The sequence below is a fragment of the bacterium genome (assembly GCA_030697795.1).
Lineage (GTDB): Bacteria > Patescibacteriota > Minisyncoccia > JACQLN01 > JACQLN01 > JACQLN01.
The window spans coordinates 70,242-92,028 of the sequence record JAUYOV010000007.1 but is presented as its reverse complement, the minus strand read 5'-3'; the positions used below and the strand labels follow the sequence as shown (position 1 = coordinate 92,028).

General features: G+C 39.4%; 27 protein-coding genes and 2 tRNA genes. 17 read left to right on the top strand and 12 right to left on the bottom strand.

The features are described from left to right. Positions 1–22: 22 nt before the first annotated feature. On the bottom strand, positions 23–1,174 hold the full coding sequence (locus Q8Q95_03685) for a S1 RNA-binding domain-containing protein (protein MDP3764693.1): 1,152 nt from the start codon (positions 1,172–1,174) through the stop codon (positions 23–25). 64 nt (positions 1,175–1,238) lie between these two features. On the opposite strand from Q8Q95_03685, the gene Q8Q95_03680 reads away from it, so the two are divergent. Both Q8Q95_03680 and Q8Q95_03675 read left to right on the top strand, forming a co-directional pair. Then, entirely contained in the window at positions 1,239–1,478 is a 240-nt protein-coding gene (locus tag Q8Q95_03680; protein ID MDP3764692.1) for a hypothetical protein, read from the top strand. A gap of 49 nt (positions 1,479–1,527) precedes the next feature. After that, complete coding sequence (locus tag Q8Q95_03675; GenBank protein ID MDP3764691.1) at positions 1,528–1,791, top strand: type II toxin-antitoxin system RelE/ParE family toxin; 264 nt, start codon at positions 1,528–1,530, stop codon at positions 1,789–1,791. 51 nt (positions 1,792–1,842) lie between these two features. Here Q8Q95_03675 and Q8Q95_03670 read toward each other — a convergent pair whose 3' ends face one another. The 3 genes from Q8Q95_03670 to Q8Q95_03660 all read right to left on the bottom strand — a co-directional run bounded on the left by Q8Q95_03670 (position 1,843) and on the right by Q8Q95_03660 (position 3,062). After that, positions 1,843–2,274: a DUF86 domain-containing protein gene (locus tag Q8Q95_03670; protein ID MDP3764690.1), complete on the bottom strand. Its 432-nt coding sequence runs from the start codon at positions 2,272–2,274 to the stop codon at positions 1,843–1,845. After that, the gene (locus Q8Q95_03665; protein ID MDP3764689.1) at positions 2,267–2,701 is read right to left on the bottom strand and encodes a nucleotidyltransferase domain-containing protein; all 435 of its coding nucleotides are present in this window, start codon (positions 2,699–2,701) and stop codon (positions 2,267–2,269) included. Before Q8Q95_03665 ends, Q8Q95_03670 begins: the two co-directional genes overlap by 8 nt. An 82-nt stretch (positions 2,702–2,783) precedes the next feature. Then, positions 2,784–3,062 (bottom strand): hypothetical protein, encoded by a 279-nt coding sequence (locus Q8Q95_03660; GenBank protein ID MDP3764688.1) that lies wholly within the window; start codon positions 3,060–3,062, stop codon positions 2,784–2,786. A 198-nt stretch (positions 3,063–3,260) separates the two neighbouring features. Here Q8Q95_03660 and Q8Q95_03655 point away from each other — a divergent pair, with 198 nt between their 5' ends. From Q8Q95_03655 to Q8Q95_03620, 8 genes are all read left to right on the top strand, one after another. Then, positions 3,261–3,860 (top strand): MBL fold metallo-hydrolase, encoded by a 600-nt coding sequence (locus tag Q8Q95_03655; protein ID MDP3764687.1) that lies wholly within the window; start codon positions 3,261–3,263, stop codon positions 3,858–3,860. A 118-nt stretch (positions 3,861–3,978) separates the two neighbouring features. Further along, positions 3,979–4,326, top strand: a complete 348-nt coding sequence (locus Q8Q95_03650) for a hypothetical protein (protein ID MDP3764686.1) — start codon at positions 3,979–3,981, stop codon at positions 4,324–4,326. A gap of 4 nt (positions 4,327–4,330) precedes the next feature. Beyond that, positions 4,331–6,853 (top strand): DNA gyrase subunit A, encoded by a 2,523-nt coding sequence (gene gyrA, locus Q8Q95_03645; protein MDP3764685.1) that lies wholly within the window; start codon positions 4,331–4,333, stop codon positions 6,851–6,853. A gap of 70 nt (positions 6,854–6,923) precedes the next feature. Further along, positions 6,924–7,469: a methyltransferase domain-containing protein gene (locus Q8Q95_03640; GenBank protein ID MDP3764684.1), complete on the top strand. Its 546-nt coding sequence runs from the start codon at positions 6,924–6,926 to the stop codon at positions 7,467–7,469. A 121-nt stretch (positions 7,470–7,590) separates the two neighbouring features. Next, complete coding sequence (locus Q8Q95_03635; GenBank protein MDP3764683.1) at positions 7,591–8,883, top strand: extracellular solute-binding protein; 1,293 nt, start codon at positions 7,591–7,593, stop codon at positions 8,881–8,883. 219 nt (positions 8,884–9,102) lie between these two features. Next, positions 9,103–10,119 carry a D-alanyl-D-alanine carboxypeptidase family protein gene (locus Q8Q95_03630; GenBank protein MDP3764682.1) on the top strand — a complete coding sequence of 339 codons (1,017 nt, stop codon included), beginning with the start codon at positions 9,103–9,105 and terminating at the stop codon, positions 10,117–10,119. A gap of 16 nt (positions 10,120–10,135) precedes the next feature. Further along, positions 10,136–10,474, top strand: a complete 339-nt coding sequence (locus Q8Q95_03625; GenBank protein ID MDP3764681.1) for a pilin — start codon at positions 10,136–10,138, stop codon at positions 10,472–10,474. Positions 10,475–10,631: 157 nt separating this feature from the next. Beyond that, positions 10,632–11,000 (top strand): TrbC/VirB2 family protein, encoded by a 369-nt coding sequence (locus Q8Q95_03620; protein MDP3764680.1) that lies wholly within the window; start codon positions 10,632–10,634, stop codon positions 10,998–11,000. A 116-nt stretch (positions 11,001–11,116) separates the two neighbouring features. On the opposite strand, the gene Q8Q95_03615 is transcribed toward Q8Q95_03620, so the two are convergent. From Q8Q95_03615 to Q8Q95_03590, 6 genes are all read right to left on the bottom strand, one after another. After that, complete coding sequence (locus Q8Q95_03615) at positions 11,117–11,968, bottom strand: hypothetical protein (GenBank protein MDP3764679.1); 852 nt, start codon at positions 11,966–11,968, stop codon at positions 11,117–11,119. 3 nt (positions 11,969–11,971) lie between these two features. Then, a complete protein-coding gene (locus Q8Q95_03610) occupies positions 11,972–12,454 on the bottom strand; it encodes a hypothetical protein (protein ID MDP3764678.1) in 483 nt (160 codons plus the stop codon). A gap of 217 nt (positions 12,455–12,671) precedes the next feature. Then, positions 12,672–13,064, bottom strand: coding sequence for a type II toxin-antitoxin system PemK/MazF family toxin (locus tag Q8Q95_03605; protein MDP3764677.1), 393 nt, complete (start codon positions 13,062–13,064; stop codon positions 12,672–12,674). An 87-nt stretch (positions 13,065–13,151) separates the two neighbouring features. Next, positions 13,152–14,534, bottom strand: coding sequence for a hypothetical protein (locus Q8Q95_03600; protein MDP3764676.1), 1,383 nt, complete (start codon positions 14,532–14,534; stop codon positions 13,152–13,154). Further along, a complete protein-coding gene (locus Q8Q95_03595; protein ID MDP3764675.1) occupies positions 14,531–15,010 on the bottom strand; it encodes a hypothetical protein in 480 nt (159 codons plus the stop codon). The genes Q8Q95_03600 and Q8Q95_03595 overlap by 4 nt, the downstream gene beginning before the upstream one ends. 52 nt (positions 15,011–15,062) lie before the next feature. Further along, positions 15,063–15,794 (bottom strand): hypothetical protein, encoded by a 732-nt coding sequence (locus tag Q8Q95_03590; protein ID MDP3764674.1) that lies wholly within the window; start codon positions 15,792–15,794, stop codon positions 15,063–15,065. A 139-nt stretch (positions 15,795–15,933) separates the two neighbouring features. On the opposite strand from Q8Q95_03590, the gene Q8Q95_03585 reads away from it, so the two are divergent. Beyond that, positions 15,934–16,015: transfer RNA gene (locus Q8Q95_03585), tRNA-Leu, on the top strand. Between the two features lie 90 nt (positions 16,016–16,105). Then, complete coding sequence (locus Q8Q95_03580; protein MDP3764673.1) at positions 16,106–16,306, top strand: cold shock domain-containing protein; 201 nt, start codon at positions 16,106–16,108, stop codon at positions 16,304–16,306. Positions 16,307–16,353: 47 nt separating this feature from the next. Here Q8Q95_03580 and Q8Q95_03575 read toward each other — a convergent pair whose 3' ends face one another. Further along, a complete protein-coding gene (locus Q8Q95_03575) occupies positions 16,354–16,896 on the bottom strand; it encodes a hypothetical protein (GenBank protein MDP3764672.1) in 543 nt (180 codons plus the stop codon). 271 nt (positions 16,897–17,167) lie between these two features. On the opposite strand from Q8Q95_03575, the gene Q8Q95_03570 reads away from it, so the two are divergent. From Q8Q95_03570 to Q8Q95_03560, 3 genes are all read left to right on the top strand, one after another. Next, positions 17,168–17,239 (top strand) — tRNA-Arg (locus Q8Q95_03570). 49 nt (positions 17,240–17,288) lie between these two features. Beyond that, positions 17,289–18,293: a tryptophan--tRNA ligase gene (gene trpS, locus Q8Q95_03565; protein MDP3764671.1), complete on the top strand. Its 1,005-nt coding sequence runs from the start codon at positions 17,289–17,291 to the stop codon at positions 18,291–18,293. 23 nt (positions 18,294–18,316) lie between these two features. Beyond that, positions 18,317–18,847, top strand: a complete 531-nt coding sequence (locus Q8Q95_03560; GenBank protein MDP3764670.1) for a hypothetical protein — start codon at positions 18,317–18,319, stop codon at positions 18,845–18,847. Positions 18,848–18,903: 56 nt separating this feature from the next. Here Q8Q95_03560 and Q8Q95_03555 read toward each other — a convergent pair whose 3' ends face one another. Continuing rightward, the gene (locus Q8Q95_03555; GenBank protein MDP3764669.1) at positions 18,904–19,866 is read right to left on the bottom strand and encodes a tyrosine-type recombinase/integrase; all 963 of its coding nucleotides are present in this window, start codon (positions 19,864–19,866) and stop codon (positions 18,904–18,906) included. A 208-nt stretch (positions 19,867–20,074) separates the two neighbouring features. Here Q8Q95_03555 and Q8Q95_03550 point away from each other — a divergent pair, with 208 nt between their 5' ends. Further along, positions 20,075–20,338, top strand: a complete 264-nt coding sequence (locus Q8Q95_03550; protein MDP3764668.1) for a hypothetical protein — start codon at positions 20,075–20,077, stop codon at positions 20,336–20,338. Between the two features lie 134 nt (positions 20,339–20,472). Beyond that, positions 20,473–21,774 (top strand): transcription termination factor NusA, encoded by a 1,302-nt coding sequence (nusA, locus tag Q8Q95_03545; protein MDP3764667.1) that lies wholly within the window; start codon positions 20,473–20,475, stop codon positions 21,772–21,774. Positions 21,775–21,787: the final 13 nt, after the last annotated feature.

The window sequence follows — 21,787 nt, the reverse complement described above, 5'->3', positions numbered from 1 at the left end:
CTAACACACTGAATATAAGATGTCAACTCTGGATAGAGTTTTCGGTGCTGCCGCTTATTTTAAACTCAAAGGCTGGCTGTAAGGCCAGTTTGTATTCTTTGGGCTCTAGAGTAGAGACCTTAAAAGGATAGGTTTTACCTAGCTCCATGGCGGCGGTCATATCTTTATAGGTTTTGAATTCGGAAATATGGGCTAAGCCCTGTATTTCGGAATCTAATCTAACAAAAGCGCCAAAGGGGTTAAATTTAACCACTGTGCCATCAACCACATCGCCTTTTTTATACTTATTTTCAACTTCATCCCATGGGTTTTGCTTTAAGGTCTTTAAAGATAAAGAGATTTTATCGCCTTCTACAGAAATAACTTTGGCTTCTATCTTGTCGCCTATTTTTAAAACATCGCTAGGTTTTTCCACCAGTTGCCAGCCTATTTCCGAAATATGAATTAAACCTTCAATGCCGTTAAATGTAACAAAAGCCCCAAAATCAACTAAGCCAGATATTTCGCCCGCTACGTTGTCGCCCACATTGTAGCCAGATAATTTAGCCTCCATTTCTTTAGATATTTTGGCTTTTTCGGAAAGGATTATTTTTTGGTTTTTTTGATCGTAATCAATAACTTTAACCAAAATTGTTTGGCCCACAAACTTTTTAAGTATTTTTAATATCTCTTCTTTATCGCCGCCTTCAACATGAGGATAGTTTTGGCTGGCCAGCTGGGATACCGGCAAAAAAGCGGCAAGCCCTTCTACTTGAGCGGTTAAACCGCCACGGTTAGCGCCGGTTATTTTGGCTTCTATAACTTCGCCGCTATTTTTAAGATTTCTTATAACATCCCAAGATTGGTCCATAGTAGCTTGTATTAAAGAAACTTCCACCAAGCCATCTTTATTTTCTATTTCAGTTATTTTAACTGTCAAAATATCGTCTTTTTTAATATCTTGAAAACTGGCATTAAAAGACTCCAGATCGTTCTTATATAGAACGCCAGTTCTAAAACCGCTTAAATCTAGATATATTCTGTTTCGGCCCTTTTCTATAACTAGGCCTTGTAAGGTATCGCCCACTTTAGGCACGACGATATTTATGTTTTTTTCCAGAAGCAAATCCTTCATAGATTGAGCCTCTTTGGGAGGGGCTAGGGAAACAAAAGTGTTGGTTTCGTTGATAGTCATATTTTGTGTAGAAACTATAACAGAACGCCTAGACAAAGACAATATAGTCAAAAATGATAGTAATATGCTAATATACTTACTTATGAATGGGGCTATAATCAAAAATAGGGAAGTAACTCCTCTAGGTATCAGTAAAATACGCCGATTGTTTAATGTTGGCTCGGAAGTTGCCGAATTAGCAGAGGAGGTTCTGGAAGAATTGGGAGAATATAAACAAGAATTTTTGTTAGGGCTAGAACAGTCTGTTAAAGAAGCTAAAAACGGGAAGCTTAAGAAAATTAAATCCTTAAAGAACCTTAAATAATCGAAAAAGGACCGCCCTTCCAGGAAGGGCGGTCCTTTTGGCTCGTTGTATGCGGAATATTTTTGCTACACCGCAGTTTAAAAAAGACTTAGCCGAAGTCAACAAAGATATTTTTGCCAAAGCCGAGATGGTTTTATCTGTGCTGAAATTAAATCTAACGGATATTTCGCTTAAACTTAAAAAATTAAAAATTGGCACTAATCTATGGCGTGTTAGAGTGGGAACACATCGTTTAATCTATTCATTTAATAAAGATTCCATAATATTATTGCGAATCCGTCACCGCAAAGATGTTTATAAGGGTCTAAAATAAATCCCGCACCTTTTTTGATTAAAAAGGTGCGGGGTAAAAGCTGGTTTAGAACTAGCGATTTTCTAAAAACTTTATAATATAATCAACATACTGATGATAGTCTTTTAAGCAATCGCCGATAGAGGCGTACACTTTTTCATAATCTATCTTGTCGTATTCGTGAACTAAAAGATTTCTGGTGCCGATGCTTTTGGCGATTTCCTTGGCAAACTCTTTGGGATAGATGTTTAAATCTGAAAGTCTAAAAAATGTTTCTCGGTAATCTTTGGGCGGCACAGTGTTTGCGGTTGCCAGTTCGGCAATAAGATGTTCGTTAATGTCTATAGCCCGCGAAATGATTCGCTCTAAAAGTCGTTCTACTGTGGCTTGTTTTAAAAAATCGCCCGCGATTTCTTCAATGGAAAAACTAGACAATTGAGCAAGATTGCTCAAGTCGTCTTGTATAAGAGATATTTTCCTTTGAACTAGATCTTTTTTAAACATTAAGTTGAGTGGCTAGGGCGCTTTGTCGTTTTCTTATAATCAATGACTCCAGATCTCGTAGTGATTGGCTGTCTATATAGTCTTTAAAGGCGAAGGTTCGGTAATTTTGGTAATCAGTTTCATCTCCATAAAGCAGGATTCCATTTTGGGTAGCTTCGTAACGTAAAAGTATATTAGCTGTTGCCAGATCCACTAGGTCTATTTTTCTAAAGCCCAGCGCCAAGGCGTCAGTCAATTCAGAGTTGATATCTAAGAATGATCTATAATCAAGGGGAATATGGTTTTTCTGCAAAACTGCTATGTCGGTGTCGCTGGAGTCCCTCATTAAACCAGAAGCCGCGCTGCCAAAAACCACCGCAAATTTTAAGTTGCGGTTCTGGGCGATTTTTTCTATTTTTAGTTTATTCTTTTTAATATCCAGTACCATAATGTTATCTTAGCTAAATTTACAAAATAAAAAAAGCCCCGACGCTTAGCGTCGGGGGGTTGTGGTTGAAGTCGAATTTCGATCAATCTGGACATTGTAGTGGGATTTTATATACGACATAAGGATTTATAGGTCCGTCTTCAAATGGAGTTGCAGGCGGATTCACCCATTCCTTTCTTTGTTTTTCCCAATAGGCTTTTGCCGCTACAACTTTCTTATCTAACATTACCTTCGCCTCTATGATCGCTTCGTCTTCAGTAATTGCGTTCAGAGGAATTTCCTCATGCTCGGTTGTACCAGCGAGGCCGCCTCCAAATGTGTCTCGATATATGTACGTAAAGTACCATTTTCCGCGACTCATATTTACCTCCTTTTGGGGTTGTTTTGGTTTCAGGTGCTTGCTTTGACTGTATATTTTAATTATACACTCTATAACATCTATTTGTCAATAGTGAGAAAAAAATAATGATATGTTATGCTTTTCACTAATATAAGCAAATTGAAAAGCGAAATATAACAAATATTCTTTTGTTATGTTTATGTTTTAGTGTTATCAAACATGAATTTGTATTGGTACGGTCAGAACTCCGTAGGTATTGATAGCGGGGAAAATTCTCTTGTTGTCAGTTCTTTGGATTTGGAAAAAGAATTAAAGCCTGCCTCGTCGGCAGGCAAGTCGGCTAGGGGCGCTGATGTGGTTTTGGTGTCACAGCTTCAAGAGGTCAAAGTGCCATCCAAAACAAATTCTTTTTTAATAAATAATCCCGGCGAATACGATGTTAAGGGCTTTTTTGTTATGGGGCTTGGCGGTTTTGGCGAAAATATTGCCTATACTATAGAAGTAGAAGGGGTAAGACTTTGCCATTTGGCTGGTTTAGACAAAGAACTAACCGATGCGCAGTTAGAAAATTTTTCCGATATAGATATTTTGCTAATAGATATAGGTTCAACTGATGATTCTAACGAAACTGCCAGTAAAATAGTTAACCAAATAGAACCGAGAATTGTTATTCCCATAGGTTACGATGATAGCAAAAAAGCCTCGGTATTTTTTAAAGAAATGGGCGCTTCCGATGTTGAACCGCAGAATAAACTTAATATAAAAAAGAAAGATTTGCCGCAGGAGGAAACCAAAACTTTGTTACTAAACGTAGTGTAATTTATGCCAATATACGAATTTATGCGAATGCTACGAATAAGTTTAACGAATAATGCGAATAGAAAACGAATTTGTGAAGCCATTAGTATAATTCGTGTACATTCGTAGATTGGTATTTATGAGTTTATATAATTTCGTTTATAATCTTCAAAGAAAAAGCCATAAAGCCAAGAAAAGAATATTGGTTGGGCTTTTAGCCGTTTCTTTTATATTGTTAATGTCTTTTTGGGTGTTGATGTTTAAAAGTCAGCTGCGTAAGGTAGATTTATCACAGGGCTCGGGCGTAACTAAGTTGCTGGGTGAAGAAGAAAAAATGGCTAGCCCCTTGGCCGCTTTGGTTCAGGGTTTTAAAAGTTTTAAAAAGGATGCTACTAACAAAATTAGTGAATATGGAAATAGTGTATCAAATGGCGGTCAAGAAAAAGTAGAAAAAGAAAGGACAGTATATGAACTGCCTGTAGAATAAAAAAATGGAATCAAAAAAACAAGCCGCCTCCGAAGGAACAAATATAGAACAAAAAATTCAAGCGCGCGAAATAACGCACGAGATGCAGGACGCTTATTTAGATTATGCTATGAGCGTTATAGTTTCGCGCGCTTTGCCGGATGTGCGCGATGGTTTAAAGCCGGTGCACCGCAGAATTCTTTACTCCATGCACGAAAACGGCTTGCGCCACAGTGCTAAATATAGAAAATGCGCCACGGTGGTGGGCGACGTTATTGGCAAGTATCATCCTCACGGCGATGCCGCCATTTACGATGCTCTCGCGCGTATGGCTCAAGATTTTTCGTTGCGTTATCCATTGGTAGATGGCCAGGGCAATTTTGGCTCTATAGATGGCGATGCGCCAGCGGCTTATCGTTACACCGAATGCCGTATGGAAACTGTAGCCGAAGAAATGCTTACAGATATAGATAAAGAAACTGTAAATTGGAAAGAAACCTATGATGGCAGTAGGGAAGAGCCTTCGGTTTTGCCAGCCAAAGTTCCCAACATATTGCTTAACGGTTCGGTGGGTATTGCTGTTGGTATGGCCACCAACATTCCGCCTCATAACTTAGTGGAAGTTATAGACGCTTTGCTTTATTTGTCCGATAACCCCAAAGCTACAGGCGAAGATTTGATGCAGTTTGTAAAAGGCCCAGATTTTCCAACTGGCGGGGCAATTTATGGCAAAAAAGATATTATACAAGCTTATGCTTCGGGGCGCGGGCCGATGGTGGTGCGGGGTGTGGCCGATGTTATAGAAGGCAAACCCTCCTCCGCCAAGGCTACGAAGGGCGAGGGTGCAAAAGGTTTTCAAATAATTATTAAAGAAATTCCTTACCAAGTTAATAAGGCCACTATGTTGGAACATTTGGCCGATTTGGTAAAAGAAAAAAAGATTGAAGGCATAAAAGATATTCGCGATGAATCCGATAAAGACGGTATTAGGATAATGATTGAGTTAAGGGGCGACGCTTATCCTCAAAAAGTTTTAAATAAGCTTTATAAATTAACCGATCTTCAAAAAACTTTTCACTTAAATATGCTGGCGTTGGTTGACGGTATTCAACCACAGGTTTTATCGCTAAAATCTGTTTTAGAGCATTATTTGGCCCACAGAAAAGTTATTGTGGAACGCCGAACCAGATTTGATCTTAAAAAAGCCGAGGAAAGAAAACATATTTTAGAAGGCCTGTCTAAAGCGCTGGATCATATAGATGAAGTTGTTAATACCATCAGAAAATCAGAAACTCGCGAAGAGGCTCACGTTAATTTAATTAAAAAGTTTAAGCTGTCCGAAGTTCAGTCCACCGCTATTTTGGAAATGCGTTTGCAAACTTTGGCGGGTTTAGAAAGAAAGAAAATAGAAGACGAACTCGTCGAGAAAAAGAAACTGATTGCTTATTTAAATAGCATTTTAGACGATGTTAAAAAACTTTTGGGCGTTATTAAAGAAGAATTTAAAGAAGTCAGGACGCGCTATCCTAGTGAACGCCGCACTAAAATTTATGCCAACCCTATTGGCGAATTTAGCGAAGAAGATTTAATTCCAAACGAAGAAGTTATTATTACGCTAAGCCGAGATGGCTTTATTAAGCGCTTGCCCCCGGGTACTTATCGCACGCAAAAACGGGGCGGTTCGGGCAAGATTGGCGCGGCCGTAGCTGAAGAAGATTTTATACAGAATTTGGTTGTAGCCAATACCCACGACAGCATTTTATTCTTTACCTCTACCGGCAAAGTATTTCTGGCTAAAGTTCACGAGATCCCAGTAGCCACTAGAACTTCTAAGGGCAGGGCTTTGGTTAACTTTTTAGAAATTGCTCAAGAAGAAGTCATTACGGCGATTGTGCCGGTGAAATTCGACATCAAGAAATCAAAAATCTCGTCAAACGAGGCTGGCAGGTTTTTAGTTATGATAACCCGCAGTGGTATAATTAAGAAAACAGAGGTTGCAGATTTTGCTAACGTCAGGCGGTCTGGTTTAATTGCCATCAAGCTCCGTAAAGATGACGAGCTGGATTGGGTTAAGTTAACTTCGGGTAAGGACGAAATTATTTTAGTTACCCAAAAGGGGCAGGCTATAAAGTTTTCCGAAAATGATGTTCGCGATATGGGCCGAAACGCCAGCGGTGTTAATGCGATGAGGCTAAAAAATGGCGATTTAATTGCGGGAGCCGATGTAATTAGTTCGCAAAATAAAGATGCGCAAATGCTGGTGGTGCTAGCTAAGGGTTATGCCAAAAGAACGCCCGTTAAGCTGTATAAACGTCAAAAGCGAGCTGGTTCGGGCATAAAAACGGCTAAAGTTACACCCAAAACAGGCGAAATAGTTTCGGCTAAGATTCTTGATCCGGAACAAGAGGATTTGATAGTAATTTCTAAAAAAGGCCAGCTAATCCGAACTCCCTTAAAAGATATTTCTGTTTTAGGGCGCGCCACGCAAGGCGTCAGAGTGATGAAGCTAAAAGATGGCGATCAGATAGGCTCAACGACAACATTATAAAATAGCTTTCTAGCTTCTCAGCTTTTTAGGAAATTCCCTAGAAAGCTAAAAGCTAAAAGCTAAAAGCTAGATGATTCCCCAAGGCGGATTTTTAAATCCAGACACTATAATTTCTAGTTTAAATATTAAAACGGGCTACAATGTGGCCGATTTTGGTTCTGGTTCGGGTTATTTTGCTTTGCTTATTGCGGCGATCGTGGGCGATACCGGTTCGGTTACGGCTATAGATGTTTTGCAGGGCAAGTTAGATACGCTAAAGTCTGCGGCGCAATCACGCGGACTTTTTAATATAAATTATGTCAGGGGCGATTTAGAGGTTTGGGGCAGTTCTAAACTTAACGACTCCAGCCAGGATGTGGCACTGCTTACAAATATTTTGTTTCAATCCCAAAAAAAGTTAGAAATAATAAAAGAAGCTCACCGGGTTTTAAAAATTGGCGGGGAATTGGTTGTTATAGATTGGGAACCAACCTCTCTTTTTGGCACAAAAGAAGCCGGTTACAAATTTTCTAAGGCAGAATGTCAGCAAATAGTAGCAGGGCTTGGTTTTAATTTAGATAAAGAAATTATTACAACGAACGATCATTGGGGACTCTTATTTAAAAAGAATTTCTAATATCTAATACCTAATTTCTAATCAATGTCTAATACCAAAATCCCAATGTCCAAAAGTATTTAGTCATTAGTCATTTAAAGTTTTATTAGTAATTAGAAATTGGTAATTAGTAATTTCCAAGATGCGTTACAAAATAATTATATTTTCAATAATCGGTATTCTAGTGCTTTTGGCAGTTTCAGCTTTTTTGTTTGGTAAAAAGCCGGGGGCAGGCGATAAAGTTTCTTTAGAATTTTGGGGCACCGATCCGGCCAGTTACTGGACGCCTATAATTTCTGCTTATCAAACCGCCAATCCCAACGTTACTATTAAATATGTTCAAAAAAATGTTTCTTCATACGAAAAAGATTTTGTAAATTCTCTAGCTTCGGGCACGGGCCCAGATATTGTAGCCATAAACAATACTTGGCTAAACAAGCACTTAAATAAATTATCGCCTATGCCCGGCAGTTTGATGACCGCGCAAATTTTTAAAGATACTTTTGCCGATGTGGCTTTTAGCGATTTAGTTAGAGCTAACAGAGTTTATGCTGTACCTTTTTATATAGATACTATCGGCCTTTATTACAATAAAGCGCTTTTTAATAATGCTGGCCTAATAAATCCGCCCAAAACTTGGGACGAATTTAACGAGGCTGTAAAACAGCTAACCCAAAAAGATAGTTCGGGCGATTTTGTTAGATCGGGCGCGGCTTTAGGCACGGTGGCTAATGTTAATTATGCCAGCGATATTCTTTCTCTTTTAATGCTCCAAACCGGCGCGCCTATGCTAAGTAAAGACGGCCAGCGCGCAACTTTTGACGCTTCTATCTCCTCGCAAGGCAAGGCTTTTAACCCAGGCGAATCGGCTTTAAATTTTTATACCAGTTTTGCCGTAAGTTCTAAACCCGTTTATACTTGGAACGCTAGAATGCCCCAAGCTTTAGAAGCTTTTAAGACGGGAAAAACCGCAATGTATTTAGGCTATGCCAAGGATTTAAAACAAGTTGCTTTCGCAGTTAATAATTTAGGCGTAGCGCCTGCGCCCCAGATTAAAGATTCGCAAAAAGATAGTTCTTATTTAGATATTAATTTTGCTTCTTATCAAGCCGGCGCGGTCACGGGCGCCAGTGCTAAAAAAGATGCCGCTTGGAAGTTTTTATTTTTTGTTTCAACCAAAAACGCCGAGGGCAGTTATATTGCTGTTTCGCATTTGCCGCCGGCTAGGCGCGATTTAATTTCTTATACCGCCTCGGACGCGGCTTTAAATGTTTTTGCCAAACAAATTTTAACGGCCGCCAGTTGGGCGCAACCGGATGACGCCGAGGTTAAGAAAATATTTGAACGGATGATAAATTCTGTGGCCCTAAGCCAGTCCTCGGCTAAAGAAGCCTTAAAGGAGGGAGTAGCGGAAGTAACAAATTTACTTAGATAATTCCTAATTTCCCCTACTCCGCTCCTCCTTCGCACGAGGCTTCGGAAGGACACAGTAAAGCTTCGCAGGGCGAGCAATTACCAATTTCTAATCAATGTCTAATGCTTAAACGCCTAATGTCAGAAAGTTTTTTAGTTATTTGTTCATTAGTCATTGGGATTTGATTAGTAATTAGATATTAGAAATTGGAAATTTAAAAATATATTTTATATTACTTAGATGAAAATTATTAAAGTTGCTATTTTTTTAGCGGTAATTGTTACAATCTCACTGTCTGCTTATGCTCAAGGGCTTGTGCCCTGTACCGGCATAGACTGTTCCCTCTGCAGTCTTTTTGATTTGGTGCAAAATGTTTTTAATCTTGTGGTGTGGACGCTGGTGCCGATATTGGCCACCGGTATGATTATTTGGAGCGGTTTTACAATTTTAACCGCAGGCGACAAGCCCGACCAAGTTAAAAAAGGCAGAAAAATGATAACCGCCACTTTAATTGGCATAGCTATTGTTTATTCTTCTTATATATTAGCTTCTTTTGTGGTTAGATTTTTTGCCGGCGAAAATAGCGTGGCTGGATATAGTTTTAAAAATGGCCAGTTTGATATTCAGTGCACAGGAGGAACAATCAATGATGTTACAGGCAAATATCTGCAAAACGGAAGTTTTTCGTTTGAAATAAAGGAAGAAATTTTATTAGCCGAAGAAGAACCAGCTCCGGAAATTGTGTCTGGACAGGAGGAGGTTATCGATTTAGGCGATACTAATGAAGGTATTGCTGTGGAAATAAAAACAAATCCAGGTGTAGATTTGGATAATATAGGCAGAAACGTTCTTAGCAATCTAAGAGGAGCAGTAGTAGATGCTAAATTAAATCTAGTAGATTTAAAAGTTGCGTCTGGTTTTAGAAGTTTAGATAGGCAAGAAGAGCTTGTTAAAGAAAATTGCAAAGATCCCGAAGCTGTTAAATGTGATCCAATACCAGGACATGCTATAACCTGCATTCCTAAAGACACTGATGGCAATGGAAGCGTGGATGGTCAAAACTGCCGCCATACTACAGGTAGGGCTTTAGATGTTTGGGGTTATAATGAGAGTGGATCTAAATGCTGTCAAGATAGAGTTATACAAGTAATGAAAGTTAACGGTTTTTGCGTTTACAACAAAGAACCTTGGCATTTTGAACTTAAATCTAATTTAGAAAAAGATAAAAATAGGCTAAGTGTTTTTACTTGTAATTAATTTAACATATAAAAATATGAAAAAAATTCTTTATTTGCTAGCTTTATTTATTTTTCCTTTAATTTCCCTAGCTCAAGCGCCTGCGCCTGCTTGCGATGGTGTTATATGTAATCCCCTAGGAAATAATGCTGATATAACAGTTTTGGTTGATAGAATTGTAAACTTTCTTCTATATTTGGCGGGTCCCATAGCAGTTATAATGACAGTCTACGCTGGGTTTTTATTTATAACGGGCGGTGATAAGCCGGAACAAGTTAAAAAAGCTAGGCAAATGCTGTTATGGATTGTTATCGGTGTAATAGTGCTTATACTTTCAAAATCGGCGGTTGTGTTTGTGGAAAGCTTTTTGAAGTAGAGTATTCAGGAAGGACCGCCCTTTTTGGAAGGGCTGTCATTCCTAACGCAGTAATATCCACAGGCTTGTTGTTTTGTATTATGTCTATGTGATAGAATGATGCTATAAAGTCGTTTCTTGTTATTTAATTAAATAAAAAATTCTCTAAAATTTAAAAATGTTTAAAAGTATAAATTTGAATAAGTTGATTTCTGTAGGTTTACTCTCGGTTTTCTTATTCGCCTTTAGTTATGCGGTTGTTGGAGCACAGGATGGAGATATACAGCCAGAGATAGTGGGTGTAGAAAGCTTTACTAAAGAGCGTCTGACAGATACCATAACAATCGTGGTTAATTATATTATAGGAATTGTGGCCATAATAGCTGTGGTTATGATTGTTTGGGCGGGCTATTTATATATCACAGCTGGTATGGACGAGAAGAATGTTGAAAAGGCCAAAAAGATGCTTCTTTATGGTGTGATTGGTATAGTTGTGGTTATACTTTCTTATTCTATAGTTAGTTTTGCAAGGAGTTTCTTAGGGTAGTACTATTAGGTATTAGTTTTTTCCAAAGCAGATATTTAAAAACACTCCGATATATGTCGGAGTGTTTTGGTTTTCGCACATAAATTTATATGCGGGATAAATTTCGGAGGCACAGGTTATTTGTTTGCAGGAACAAATGTTATCCAGTCAAGTTGGCTACGGACTTGGAATGTATTGAAATCAAGATTGAATCTTTCGCCAGATTTTATTTTTACAGCCGTATTTGAACCAGCTGGCAGAAGTTCTGCCGAACCCACGAACCTTGGTTTATAGACTCCAGATAAAGTAATTACACTAGAAAATTCTCCTGGTTTATTATAAACCGTTATCTCTTCGCTTGATCCGTATGTTTTGCCTTGGTAGATGGAGTAAGTTACTTGCTGATTGCATCCGCTTAGGAGATAGTCAATCGGCTTATCAGTCCTAAAAAGAAGAGTGGTATAAATTATATATATACCAAGCGCAATCGCGTATACATTTATTGGAACAACAGTACCGGCAATATAAATTAGCAACAAAAGCGCAATGAATGCTACGGCTAAACCCATAAGAAGATCTGTGTTGTTTTCTATTGGGTTATTCATAGCATAAAGAGATGCAGAAAGACCCGCCAGAACAAACATTGCAGATCTTTTCATATAGTCTTCGCTGGCTTTGGCGGGGTTTAGTGTTTCTTGTGCCATCATGCTAAGGCATGTGGATATAGGTAGCCATAAAATTCTCATAGCTACTGCGAACACAAAAGAAACTAGGGCTGCCAAAAAAGCAAAAAACTTTATTCCGGTTAGAGCTTTCAAATAAATCAGGAAAAAAGTAGATCCAGCCCATAGAGCTAAAATCAAAAGAAGAGTTTTTGTATATGAAAGGCCTATGCTTTTTATCTTAGCTAAAGCCTCATCTTTTTTAAGGCCAAGTATATCCCATAAAATTTCTATAGTTTCTGCGAATGACGCCGTTTTTGTGGCCATGATTTATCTCCTTTTTTGCAAATCTTGGCGGATTTTTCTAAGTTTTTTGTTTATTACTTGTAACACAGCCGAATCCTCGGATTCTTCTTCTGGGCGTGCCTGGTCCATTATTTCTTTAACTAGCCTTAATTCTTCTTTTATTTTCTCGGCTTCTTTTTTGGGATCTTCCGCTTTTTGCAATCTTTCGGCTATGGCGGCAAGCATTATAGTTTCGGGGTCAGTTTCTGGGAGAGATTTTTTGCTGTTGGCTAAAAAAGCCGATACAAATCCCCAAACGTCTAGGGCTTTTTCCGAAACTACCGCAGGTACTGCGGGGAGTTGTTCCGTGCGCGCTTCTAAAAAACCGCGAACAGCGCCCATAAAAGATTCCATAAATCTTGAACGCAACAAACTGTTAGCAGGAATTATTTTGGCAATTTCGCGGGCTAAACTTATCAACACAGGGTCCAGCAATCCAGCCGTGCCAGCTAAAGCGGGCTTATCCATTTATGCCTCCTAATTTTTAAAGAGCAGTATTTCCCGAAGGAATGACCTTCTGGTTTTAAAGGTTATTCCTTCGGAACAGAAAAACAAAGAACTGTTTAATTTATTATATGATATTTTGGTTTGCCAGCAATAGCCTTGACTGGTTTTACATAGCTTGTTAGAATCAGTTTATAAAGGGCTTCGGCCTCGCCCCCGCGCAAGCGGAGGTAAACTATTTTTAGCCGAAAAGTATCTCTTTGAGAGAGTTATTTAACTTTATAAATAGTTCCTCATCAAGTGTAGTTATTTTCCTTATTAGCCTTTTAGTATCGATGATTCTAACTTGAGAAAGCACTGCTGATGCTTCTCTTTCTTCAATTTTTCCAACAGGAAAATAATATTTCCCTTTTTTATTTTTACCAATAAGAGCTACACCAAAAAATATATATTCGTTAAATCCGCGAATAACTACAACTGGCCGATCGAAATTTTCACCCGTGCCATCCTGCTCAAAACCAACATTAACACCAAGGGAACACCACCAGACCTCTCTCGGATGACAGTATAAGGAAGCTCCGTGATAGTGGACTGATTTTTTCTTAATGTTCCATTTGTCAAAATCTTTTTCCATTAACTATTATTATACATTTGTGTTTAGAAAAATAAAAAGCCCCGAGACGCGTTGCGTCTCGGGGGATGAGTGTACAAAATAAAGAACTTAGAAGTTGTCATAAACTGTCACCGTGCCGGTGCCAGGCGCACCGCGCATTATGAACGACTTAACTACGCCCGGTTGCCGAAACTCCATACTATTGGGATAGCTAATGACGGGACCTATTTTTTGAATATAGGTGATAAAACCAGAACTAAGGGTGCCGTCATTACGATTTATAATCCTATCCTCGGTGGGTAGAAGCATTATTTCATACCAGCCCGGCATTTCCCAGATGACATTGTAATCCCTGCTCCACTGGATTGGTCGAGACCAATGAACCTCGTCCATGTTTATTGTAACTTTCTGGGCGAGACCCTGCACTTTTAGCACAGGATTATTATAGCGCCCACGTTGACTCGGCGGAGGGTTTAAAGATTCCTTACGTTTTTCAACATTTCGAACACTAGCCACCAACCTGTTATGAGCGGCTACTTCGGCAGCATACCCACCGCCGTAATACCAACCCGAAAAATGGGTAGCGGCGATCACAGCTATGCCAATGGTGATTCCGATAAAGGCCCATCGGGCTTTTTTGGTTGCTATACTTACGATTATAAAGCCGACCACTACAGCAACTGTGATCCAGAACAACGCCTGGCCTTCTAGGTTCGGCATGTTTATACTGGGCACATTTGGCGAACCAACAGTACCTTCGGCATAGACGATACTGTCTAGCAAGAATACTCCTCCAAAAATTGCCAGCGATAAGCCTATGCCTTTGGGGAGTTTTTTCCACTCTCTTGCGAAGCATGGGGAGGCTATGAGAACGGCTATGCCGATAAAGCAGATGATCCACATAACCATCCGCAAGGACGATTTTTGTAGGTCACTTATAAAACCTGTAAAGCTTACTTGGTCACCGGTAGTCTTTAATCTTATCTGTTCTAGGTATTTTTTGTGCTGGTTGATTTCCTCGGTTAGCACCAATAATTCTCTTTGGATAATTTCGGTATTTGATCCAGTGGCTTGCGAGTATTGATCAACCAGATTTTTTGCTTTTCTGCCCAAAGTCTTGCCAATCTCGTCGTCTAGTTCGTTGGCAGCGCTCAAAATTCCTTCCACACCATAAAGCATAGGCGGGCGGATTCTTTGGCCTGTACTAACATCGGCTTCTTGTTTGCGCATTTCTATGGCTTCGCTTGTTAGCGGAGCTTCACCGAGAATTGCGTTATATAAACCGGGAACAACCACAGCTATTCCGAACATCCACAAAAAAATCTTGCTGAATGTTCCTAGTTGAGCTGATGCCACGTTCTGTAAAACCACAACTGCGAGAACAATGGCAATAATACCTAAACCAATACTCCAGCTACCAATCCAGCCCGCGAACTTGAAGAACGCTATTATGGCTAGACCGCAAACAATCATCCAAGGTTTCGTCGTCATCGTATCATCATCCTTTCTCCAAGGAGTTCGGCTATAAGAGCTGTAACGAACTCTCTAGTAAAAATATAGGCTTGTTTGAGTATCTGGTTATGTCTGGGAGTTACTGCGGTAGTTATTGTTCCAGTAATTGCTGGAAGTGGATCATCCGGTAAATTCACCCATGCTTCTTTTTTAGCGCGGGCAACTGTCCATGCTCGGCCCCATTCTTCACATAAGGCGATAGGTATATATATAATCGCCCCTATCAGCAGGAGCAACCAGATTTGTTCCGAGGTGTGGAGCCAGTTTGCTTTGAGCTCTGTCCAAGGAAACTGTGACCCCAGATCAGCGATTTCATTATCGGTTTTGGCATCGCCAATATCATAAAAATTCATATGGCGTTGCCGTATATCCGAAAGGTGAGAAAACTTTGATGCGGTAGTGGAAAGGATTGTATGGTTGATGATCCAATGAATCACAACCAACAGCCACAACATTACCAGTCGGAAGTTGTTGCTCCGACGCAGAAGGTAAACGAATCTAAACATTTTATCTCTCCTTTTCTTTTTTTGAGTCTTCAGCTGCCATGTTCCACGCGGCTTTGGTTTTCTGCCACCATGTTTTTACTTCTTCTGGAACAGGCGGGACTTTAATTTTTTCTTTTGGTCCCGCCAGGCGCAGAGTTTTTGGCTCTATGCCCGGTGCTTGCACAACTACCTCGCAAGATTTTCCTGTTACCAAGATTGTATGCGAGGCCACGCCTTTAGTCAGAGTTTCAGGTTTCGATTCACCATTGTAAAGAAAAATTACTTCAACTCCTTCAACGGGTTGGTTGTCTTGAGTTGAGGCCATAACAGACACAACCCACTGACCATTCTTATTGCCCGTAGCATTAACCGCCAGCTTATCTATTTTCTTTGGTGCTGAAGGTTTCGTTGCTGTGGCAATATCCAGAAACTTTCTTGCTGGATTTGATCCTGTAAACCAAGCCTCAATGAGAACCCTGCTTGTGGCAGGATCAAGCGGAATATCAAAATCGTCGTTGGCAGTACCATCATCACCACTTTGCAATGGTGAGTTTGGCGTCTGCACTCCGCCGACTTTGAAACTTATATCCGCTCCAGACCATGGCTGGCCACCCTTCTTCGCGGTGGCCGCGATACGTCCTTTTAACCTGTCTCCAGAACGCCCAACTTGTTCAAGCCGAACGTCTGTTACGGTTACGGGTTGAGAAGGCGTAGATTTAAACTCTTCTCGTCTGGGTCTTCGCTCGCCTGCCATATAGGCCTCCTTAGGTAAGGTTTATTTGTTATTCAATTTTCAAATAACTTGCCATTTTCTGTAATTCCGATATGATATATCAAAACAGTATAAAAGTCAAGTGCGAATAGATTCGGATTCTGATAACATAAATGCACATGTCGGGATGGCGAAATTGGCAGACGCACTAGCCTTAGGAGCTAGCGGGGCAACCCATGGGAGTTCGAGTCTCCCTCCCGACACATTTTAAAGTTTGTGTTATTCGTAAATAGTGTTATGGTGTGTGAGCAACGTCGAATGTTTCAAATTAAAAATTTAAAAATAATCATACGATGACAGGTACAATCAAAAGCGTTCTAAAAGGAAAAGGCTATGGATTTATTTCTCGCGAAGGTCAAGAAAAAGATACCTTTTTTCACTTTTCAGAACTTGTGGGTGTTACACCCGATGAACTAAATTCTGGAGATACAGTTTCTTTCGAAATTGTTGAAAAAGAAGGCAGAACATCTGCTACGAAAGTAACACGTGAATAAGTAGTCAAAACAAAAACCCCCTCGACATTCTGTCGGGGGAATTTTGTTTAAAGCGAGTAATCTTCTATAACTTCAATTTGCAATTTTTTTCGGCCGAAGGTTTTGGCTTCTTGTTTGGTAGGAAACCAAACGTCTACTTTATCGGCGTGGCGTCTAGCCATGCGGTCTTCAACCACGAATATTTTATTGCCAAAAATATCGGGTATCCTTATTTTTGTACCCATTGGTAAAAAGTTGGCGGCCACTATACCGTCTCTTACTTTTTTACCGGAAGCGGTTATAAACGGGGTGCTGTCTGTTTCATCTACGCTAGATGAATAAGCGGTTACATAGGTTTCGTAAACTTTAAGTACACCTATCAGAGGTTGCTTAGAAGTAATCAAAGCGATTCCGTTTATGGTGGCAAGGCCATTAATATCTTTTTCGTTGTCGGCTAAAACTACCGGAGCTAGTTTTGTTTTAAACCAAGAGCTTATGCTATCGGCGCTTATATCAATTAAGCCGGCCTGCGCATAAGCGGGTATAGCAGACATTATTATGATGGCTATAATCAGCCTTATAATAAACGCTTTTTGTATAATATTTTTCATAGTAGTTTAGAGAATCATCCTACGTTATTTGTAGGGAATACCCTCCTTCGCTCCTCGATAAAGCTCGGAGCTTCGGAAGGGTGTTTGGTTTATACCTACGCTAAAGCGTAGATAAACAAACAAAAAACCGCGTCAGAAACGCGATATGGTGCAATACTAGCATATTATTATTAACTTGTCAATGGTTAGTACAATATGCTATATTTACGCTAGGAAGGTAGCAGTAAAGAAGTAATTAGTAAATAGCCACTAGATATTAGATAAATAAGAGGCCCTTGTAGTGAAATGGATATCACGCGACGCTTCGGACGTCGTATTCCGGGTTCAAGTCCTGGCGGGGGCACACAAATAAATTAAATATCAAATATCAAATATCAAATATCAAAAATATTATGGAGAATAGAAAAAGAATTTTAACTGGAGATCGTCCCACTGGTCGTCTGCATTTAGGACACTATGTAGGCACACTAAAAAATCGTATTGCATTACAAAATGAATACGAAACTTTTATAATTCTCGCCGATTTGCACACGCTCACTACTAAACCCGAAAAAGAAAATATCCAAAAACTGAACGAAAATATTCGCCAACTTATGTTGGATTATTTAGCGGTGGGCTTGGATCCCAAAAAGGTTGTTTTTTACCGGCAATCTCAAGTGCCCGAAGTAGCTTATCTATATCTTTTGTTTTCTATGTTGGTTAGCAAGCCCCGCTTGGAAAGAGTGCCCACTTTAAAAGATATAATGCGCGATCTTAAAATAGCCAATGCTTCGTTGGGTTTGTTATCGTATCCCGTTTTGCAATCTGCCGATATTCTAATGGTGCGGGCTAATTTGGTGCCCGTGGGTAAAGATCAAGAATCGCATATAGAAATTACGCGCGAAATTGCAAATAAATTTAATAAAATGTATGGCGAAGTTTTTCCAGAACCAGAAGCTTTAATTGGAAATGAGTCGATTACGCTGGTCGGCACCGATGGCAAAGCCAAGATGTCTAAATCGCTTAATAATTGTATTTATCTTTCGGACAGCGCCGAAGAAGTGAAAAAGAAAGTTATGAGTATGTATACTGATCCCAATCGCGTTCACGGCGATGAACATGGGCAAGTAGAAGGCAATCCTGTTTTTATTTATCATGATATTTTTAATACAAATAAAGAAGAAGTTGTCGACCTAAAGTCGCGCTATCAAAAAGGCACTGTTAAAGATGTGGAAGTTAAAGAAAAGCTGGTGGTAGCTATAAATAACTTTTTAGAGCCTATTCGCGCTCGCCGAGCTGAATTTGAAAACAATCCAGAGCTTATAAATCAAATACTAGAAGAAGGCACGGCCAAAACCCGCACCGAAGCCCAAGAAACACTCAAGTTAGTCAAAGAAGCGATGGGATTACAAAACTAACTAGATAATGTAATAATTAGTTTATGGATATAGTAAGTTTTCTTTGGGCGGTAATCGGTAGCATTGTTTCCGGTATCATCCTTTTTTATGGATGGTCTCTTACTGTTGGCCGAAAACTTCAGATTATAGATGATCTAAAAGAAGGGTTTAGCGAGCTTCGAAAAGAAATTAAAGATTTAATTAATAGGGTTTCTAAAATTGAAGGTAGTTTTTTTGGTATAGCTCGTCCTGGGTCTCCAATAAAATTAACTCCACTTGGTATGGAAGCTTTGAATGATAGTGGAATTCTTAGTCTCATTTCTCCAAAAAAGGAAGTATTAATGAGTAAAATTAAATCACAAAATCCATCGACTGCCTATGATGTTCAAGAAATCACTAAAAATATTTTTAATACCGAAGGTTTAAATCTTTCCCAAGAAGATGAAAATAAATTGAAAGACTATGCTTTTAAAAAGGGTCTGACTTTGAAAGATGTTTTTTACGCTGGCGCTATATATTTTAGAGATATAGCCCTTGAAGAGCTTAAATTTAAAGTAGAAGATCTAGATAAATAAAAAATATTATGACAACGTTTGAAATTATATTTTTTAGTTAATCATTTTCTGTTTTTTTACTCCCGCCGTCTTCTGGCGTGAAATGTTTTATGAATCTCTTTTAAGCCCGTATCCGTAACATGGGTGTAGATTTGGGTGGTGGTTATGTTGGCATGGCCCAGCATAGCTTGAACCGAACGTATATCTGCGCCGTTGCGCAATAAATCGGTAGCAAAACTATGACGTAAGGTGTGGGGGTGAATATTTTTTACAATACCGGCTTTGGTAGCATAATGTTTTACAATTCTTTGGATACTTCTAGGTGTTAGCCGCAGTTCCGAGTTTTTATTTTTGCTTGCCCTTCGAAGCTTTACTGTGTCCTTCCGAAGCCTTGTGCGAAGGAGGAGCGAAGTAGGGGTTTTTGAATTTTGGTTTCGCGCAAATAAAGCTTCATCTAGGTCATCTCTTTTAGAAATATAGTTTTCTAAAGCGCGCCTCGCGGGTTCAGAAAGAAAAACTACACGTATTTTGTCGCCTTTGCCCCGAACGGCAAATTCCCCGCGCTTTAAATTAACCGATTCTTTATTTAGCGAACAAAGTTCGGAAACACGTAAGCCCGTAGAAAACAAAAGTTCTAGTAAAGCTTTATCGCGTAAATTTTTAACAGAATTACCATTGGCCGAATCTAATAAGCGTTCTACTTCTTCGTTTTCTAAAAAGTCTATATGCCTATCGCCGATTTTCCCCAGCTCTATTTTATCGGCGGTTAAGGTTTTTACATCGCGTTTAGCTAGGTATTTTAAAAAATTGCGCAAAGCAATTAAATGATAAGCTTGGGTTATCTTTTTTAAGGGCGGAGTAATGCGGTTTAAATGTAATCTGTAATTTCTAACTACATCATTAGAAATTCCCGCAGGTGAATCTATTTTAGTGTAATCAAAAAATCTTCTTAAATAGCGATTATAATTTTCTACCGTTTTTATTGAACGGTTTTTTTCTATTTCTAGATAATTTAAATAGTCGGCGAATAGTTTATGCATAAATATGCAAATCAACGAATGCACACGAATTATACTAATGATTTAACAAATTGGTTTTCTATTCGCATTATTCGTTAAGCTTATTTGTAGCATTCGCATAAATTCGTATATTAGTATATTTTCATTATACCAAACATTGTGCGACACTTTTTGCAGTGTTAGAATTTTGGTAGTACTTTTTAATAATTTAACCATAAAGGAGGCATACATGGGATATGTTACGGAACTTGATTTTGCGCGAGTACGGCACAAGCCGACTGGAAAGGAGGGATTGGTCATACCGGAATTGTGCGGTTGGAGATGTGTTTCGCGGAGTCGGGTTCAAGTGGTGGTTGATAATGGTCAAAGCACTGTGGTTCAATGGCTTTTAATCGAAGAACTGGAGGTGTTAGAGATAATTGACCCGGAAAACGTAGACAAAAGTTTATTTTCTATAGTTCCTTCCCAAAACGGGAGACTCAAAAAAGGCTGACTTAAAAAGAAGTCCAAATGAGGGTCAGGCGGATTAACGCTTGACCCGTTTTTTTATTCGTGTATAATAGAATACATTGTTAGAGTACTGTTAAGGACCGCTGAGGCGGTCCTTATTTATTAAATAAAATTTGCATGATAGACTTAAAACAATTTATCTCGGCCATAGATCAAATAGCCGAAGAAAAAGGCATTTCTAAGGACAAGGTTATGGAAACCATAGAAATGGCTATGGCGGCCGCCTATAAAAAAGATTATGGCGAGAAAGGTCAGAATATAAGGGTAAAGTTGGATCCAAAAACTGGAACTGCTAAATTTTTCCAAGTTCTTTTGGCTGTGGACGAAAGTATGATTTTTTCGGAAGAAGAAATTGCCAAAATGGAAGCGGAAAGGGCTGAAAGAGAAGCCAAATTAAAAGGAGAGTCAGTCGAGAAATCAGATCGGCCTTCAGAAGGTGAATCCTCCTTCGCCAAGGCTACGGAGGACGAGGAAGAAGAAACAAAGGATAAAAAATTTCGCTTTAATCCCAAACGCCATATCTTAATTGCTGAAGCCAAAAAAATTAAATCTGCTATAGAACTGGGCGGAGAGCTTTTAATTCCCTTAGATACCAAAGAAGATTATGGCCGTATTGCGGCTCAAACAGCCAAGCAAGTTATTATTCAGCGTATTCGCGAAGCTGAAAGAGAAGTTATTTACGAAACTTTCAAAGAAAAAGAAGGCGATATTCTTTCGGCTACTGTTCAAAGAATGGAGCGAGGCGCTGTATATTTGGATATTGGCAAAACCACAGGTGCTTTGTTTCCAGAAGAACAAATTCCACAAGAAAGATACCGTATAGGCCAACGCTTAAGAGTTTATGTGGTTAGGGTAGACAAGGATCACCGCGGGCCAGCTATTATACTTTCGCGCAAACATCCCAAAATAATTGCTAAACTTTTTGAACTAGAAGTTCCTGAAATCGCTTCGGGCGTGGTAGAAATAAAAGCTATTGCCCGTGAAGCTGGTTCGCGCAGTAAGGTGGCTGTTTATTCTAGCGATCCCGGAATTGACCCGGTGGGTTCCTGTGTTGGTCAAAGAGGTATTAGGGTTAGCGCTGTAATAAATGAGTTGGGTGGCGAAAATATAGACATTGTAGCTTGGTCTGACGACGAATCTAAATTAATAGCTAACGCGCTTTCGCCAGCCAAAGTTTTAAATGTTGATTTAAATGAGGTGCATCATATAGCTACGGTAGATGTGAGTGAGGATCAACTTTCTTTGGCTATTGGCAAAAGAGGTCAAAATGTTAGATTAGCGGCCGAACTTACGGGTTGGAAAATAGATGTTAAGGGCACCGCACCGATTGTTACAGAAAAACCGAAGGCGGAACTGGAAAGCGAAGAAGCCTCGGTTAATTCGGAGGAGACAAGTTCTACAGATGAAAATAAAACATAAAAAATCAAAATGC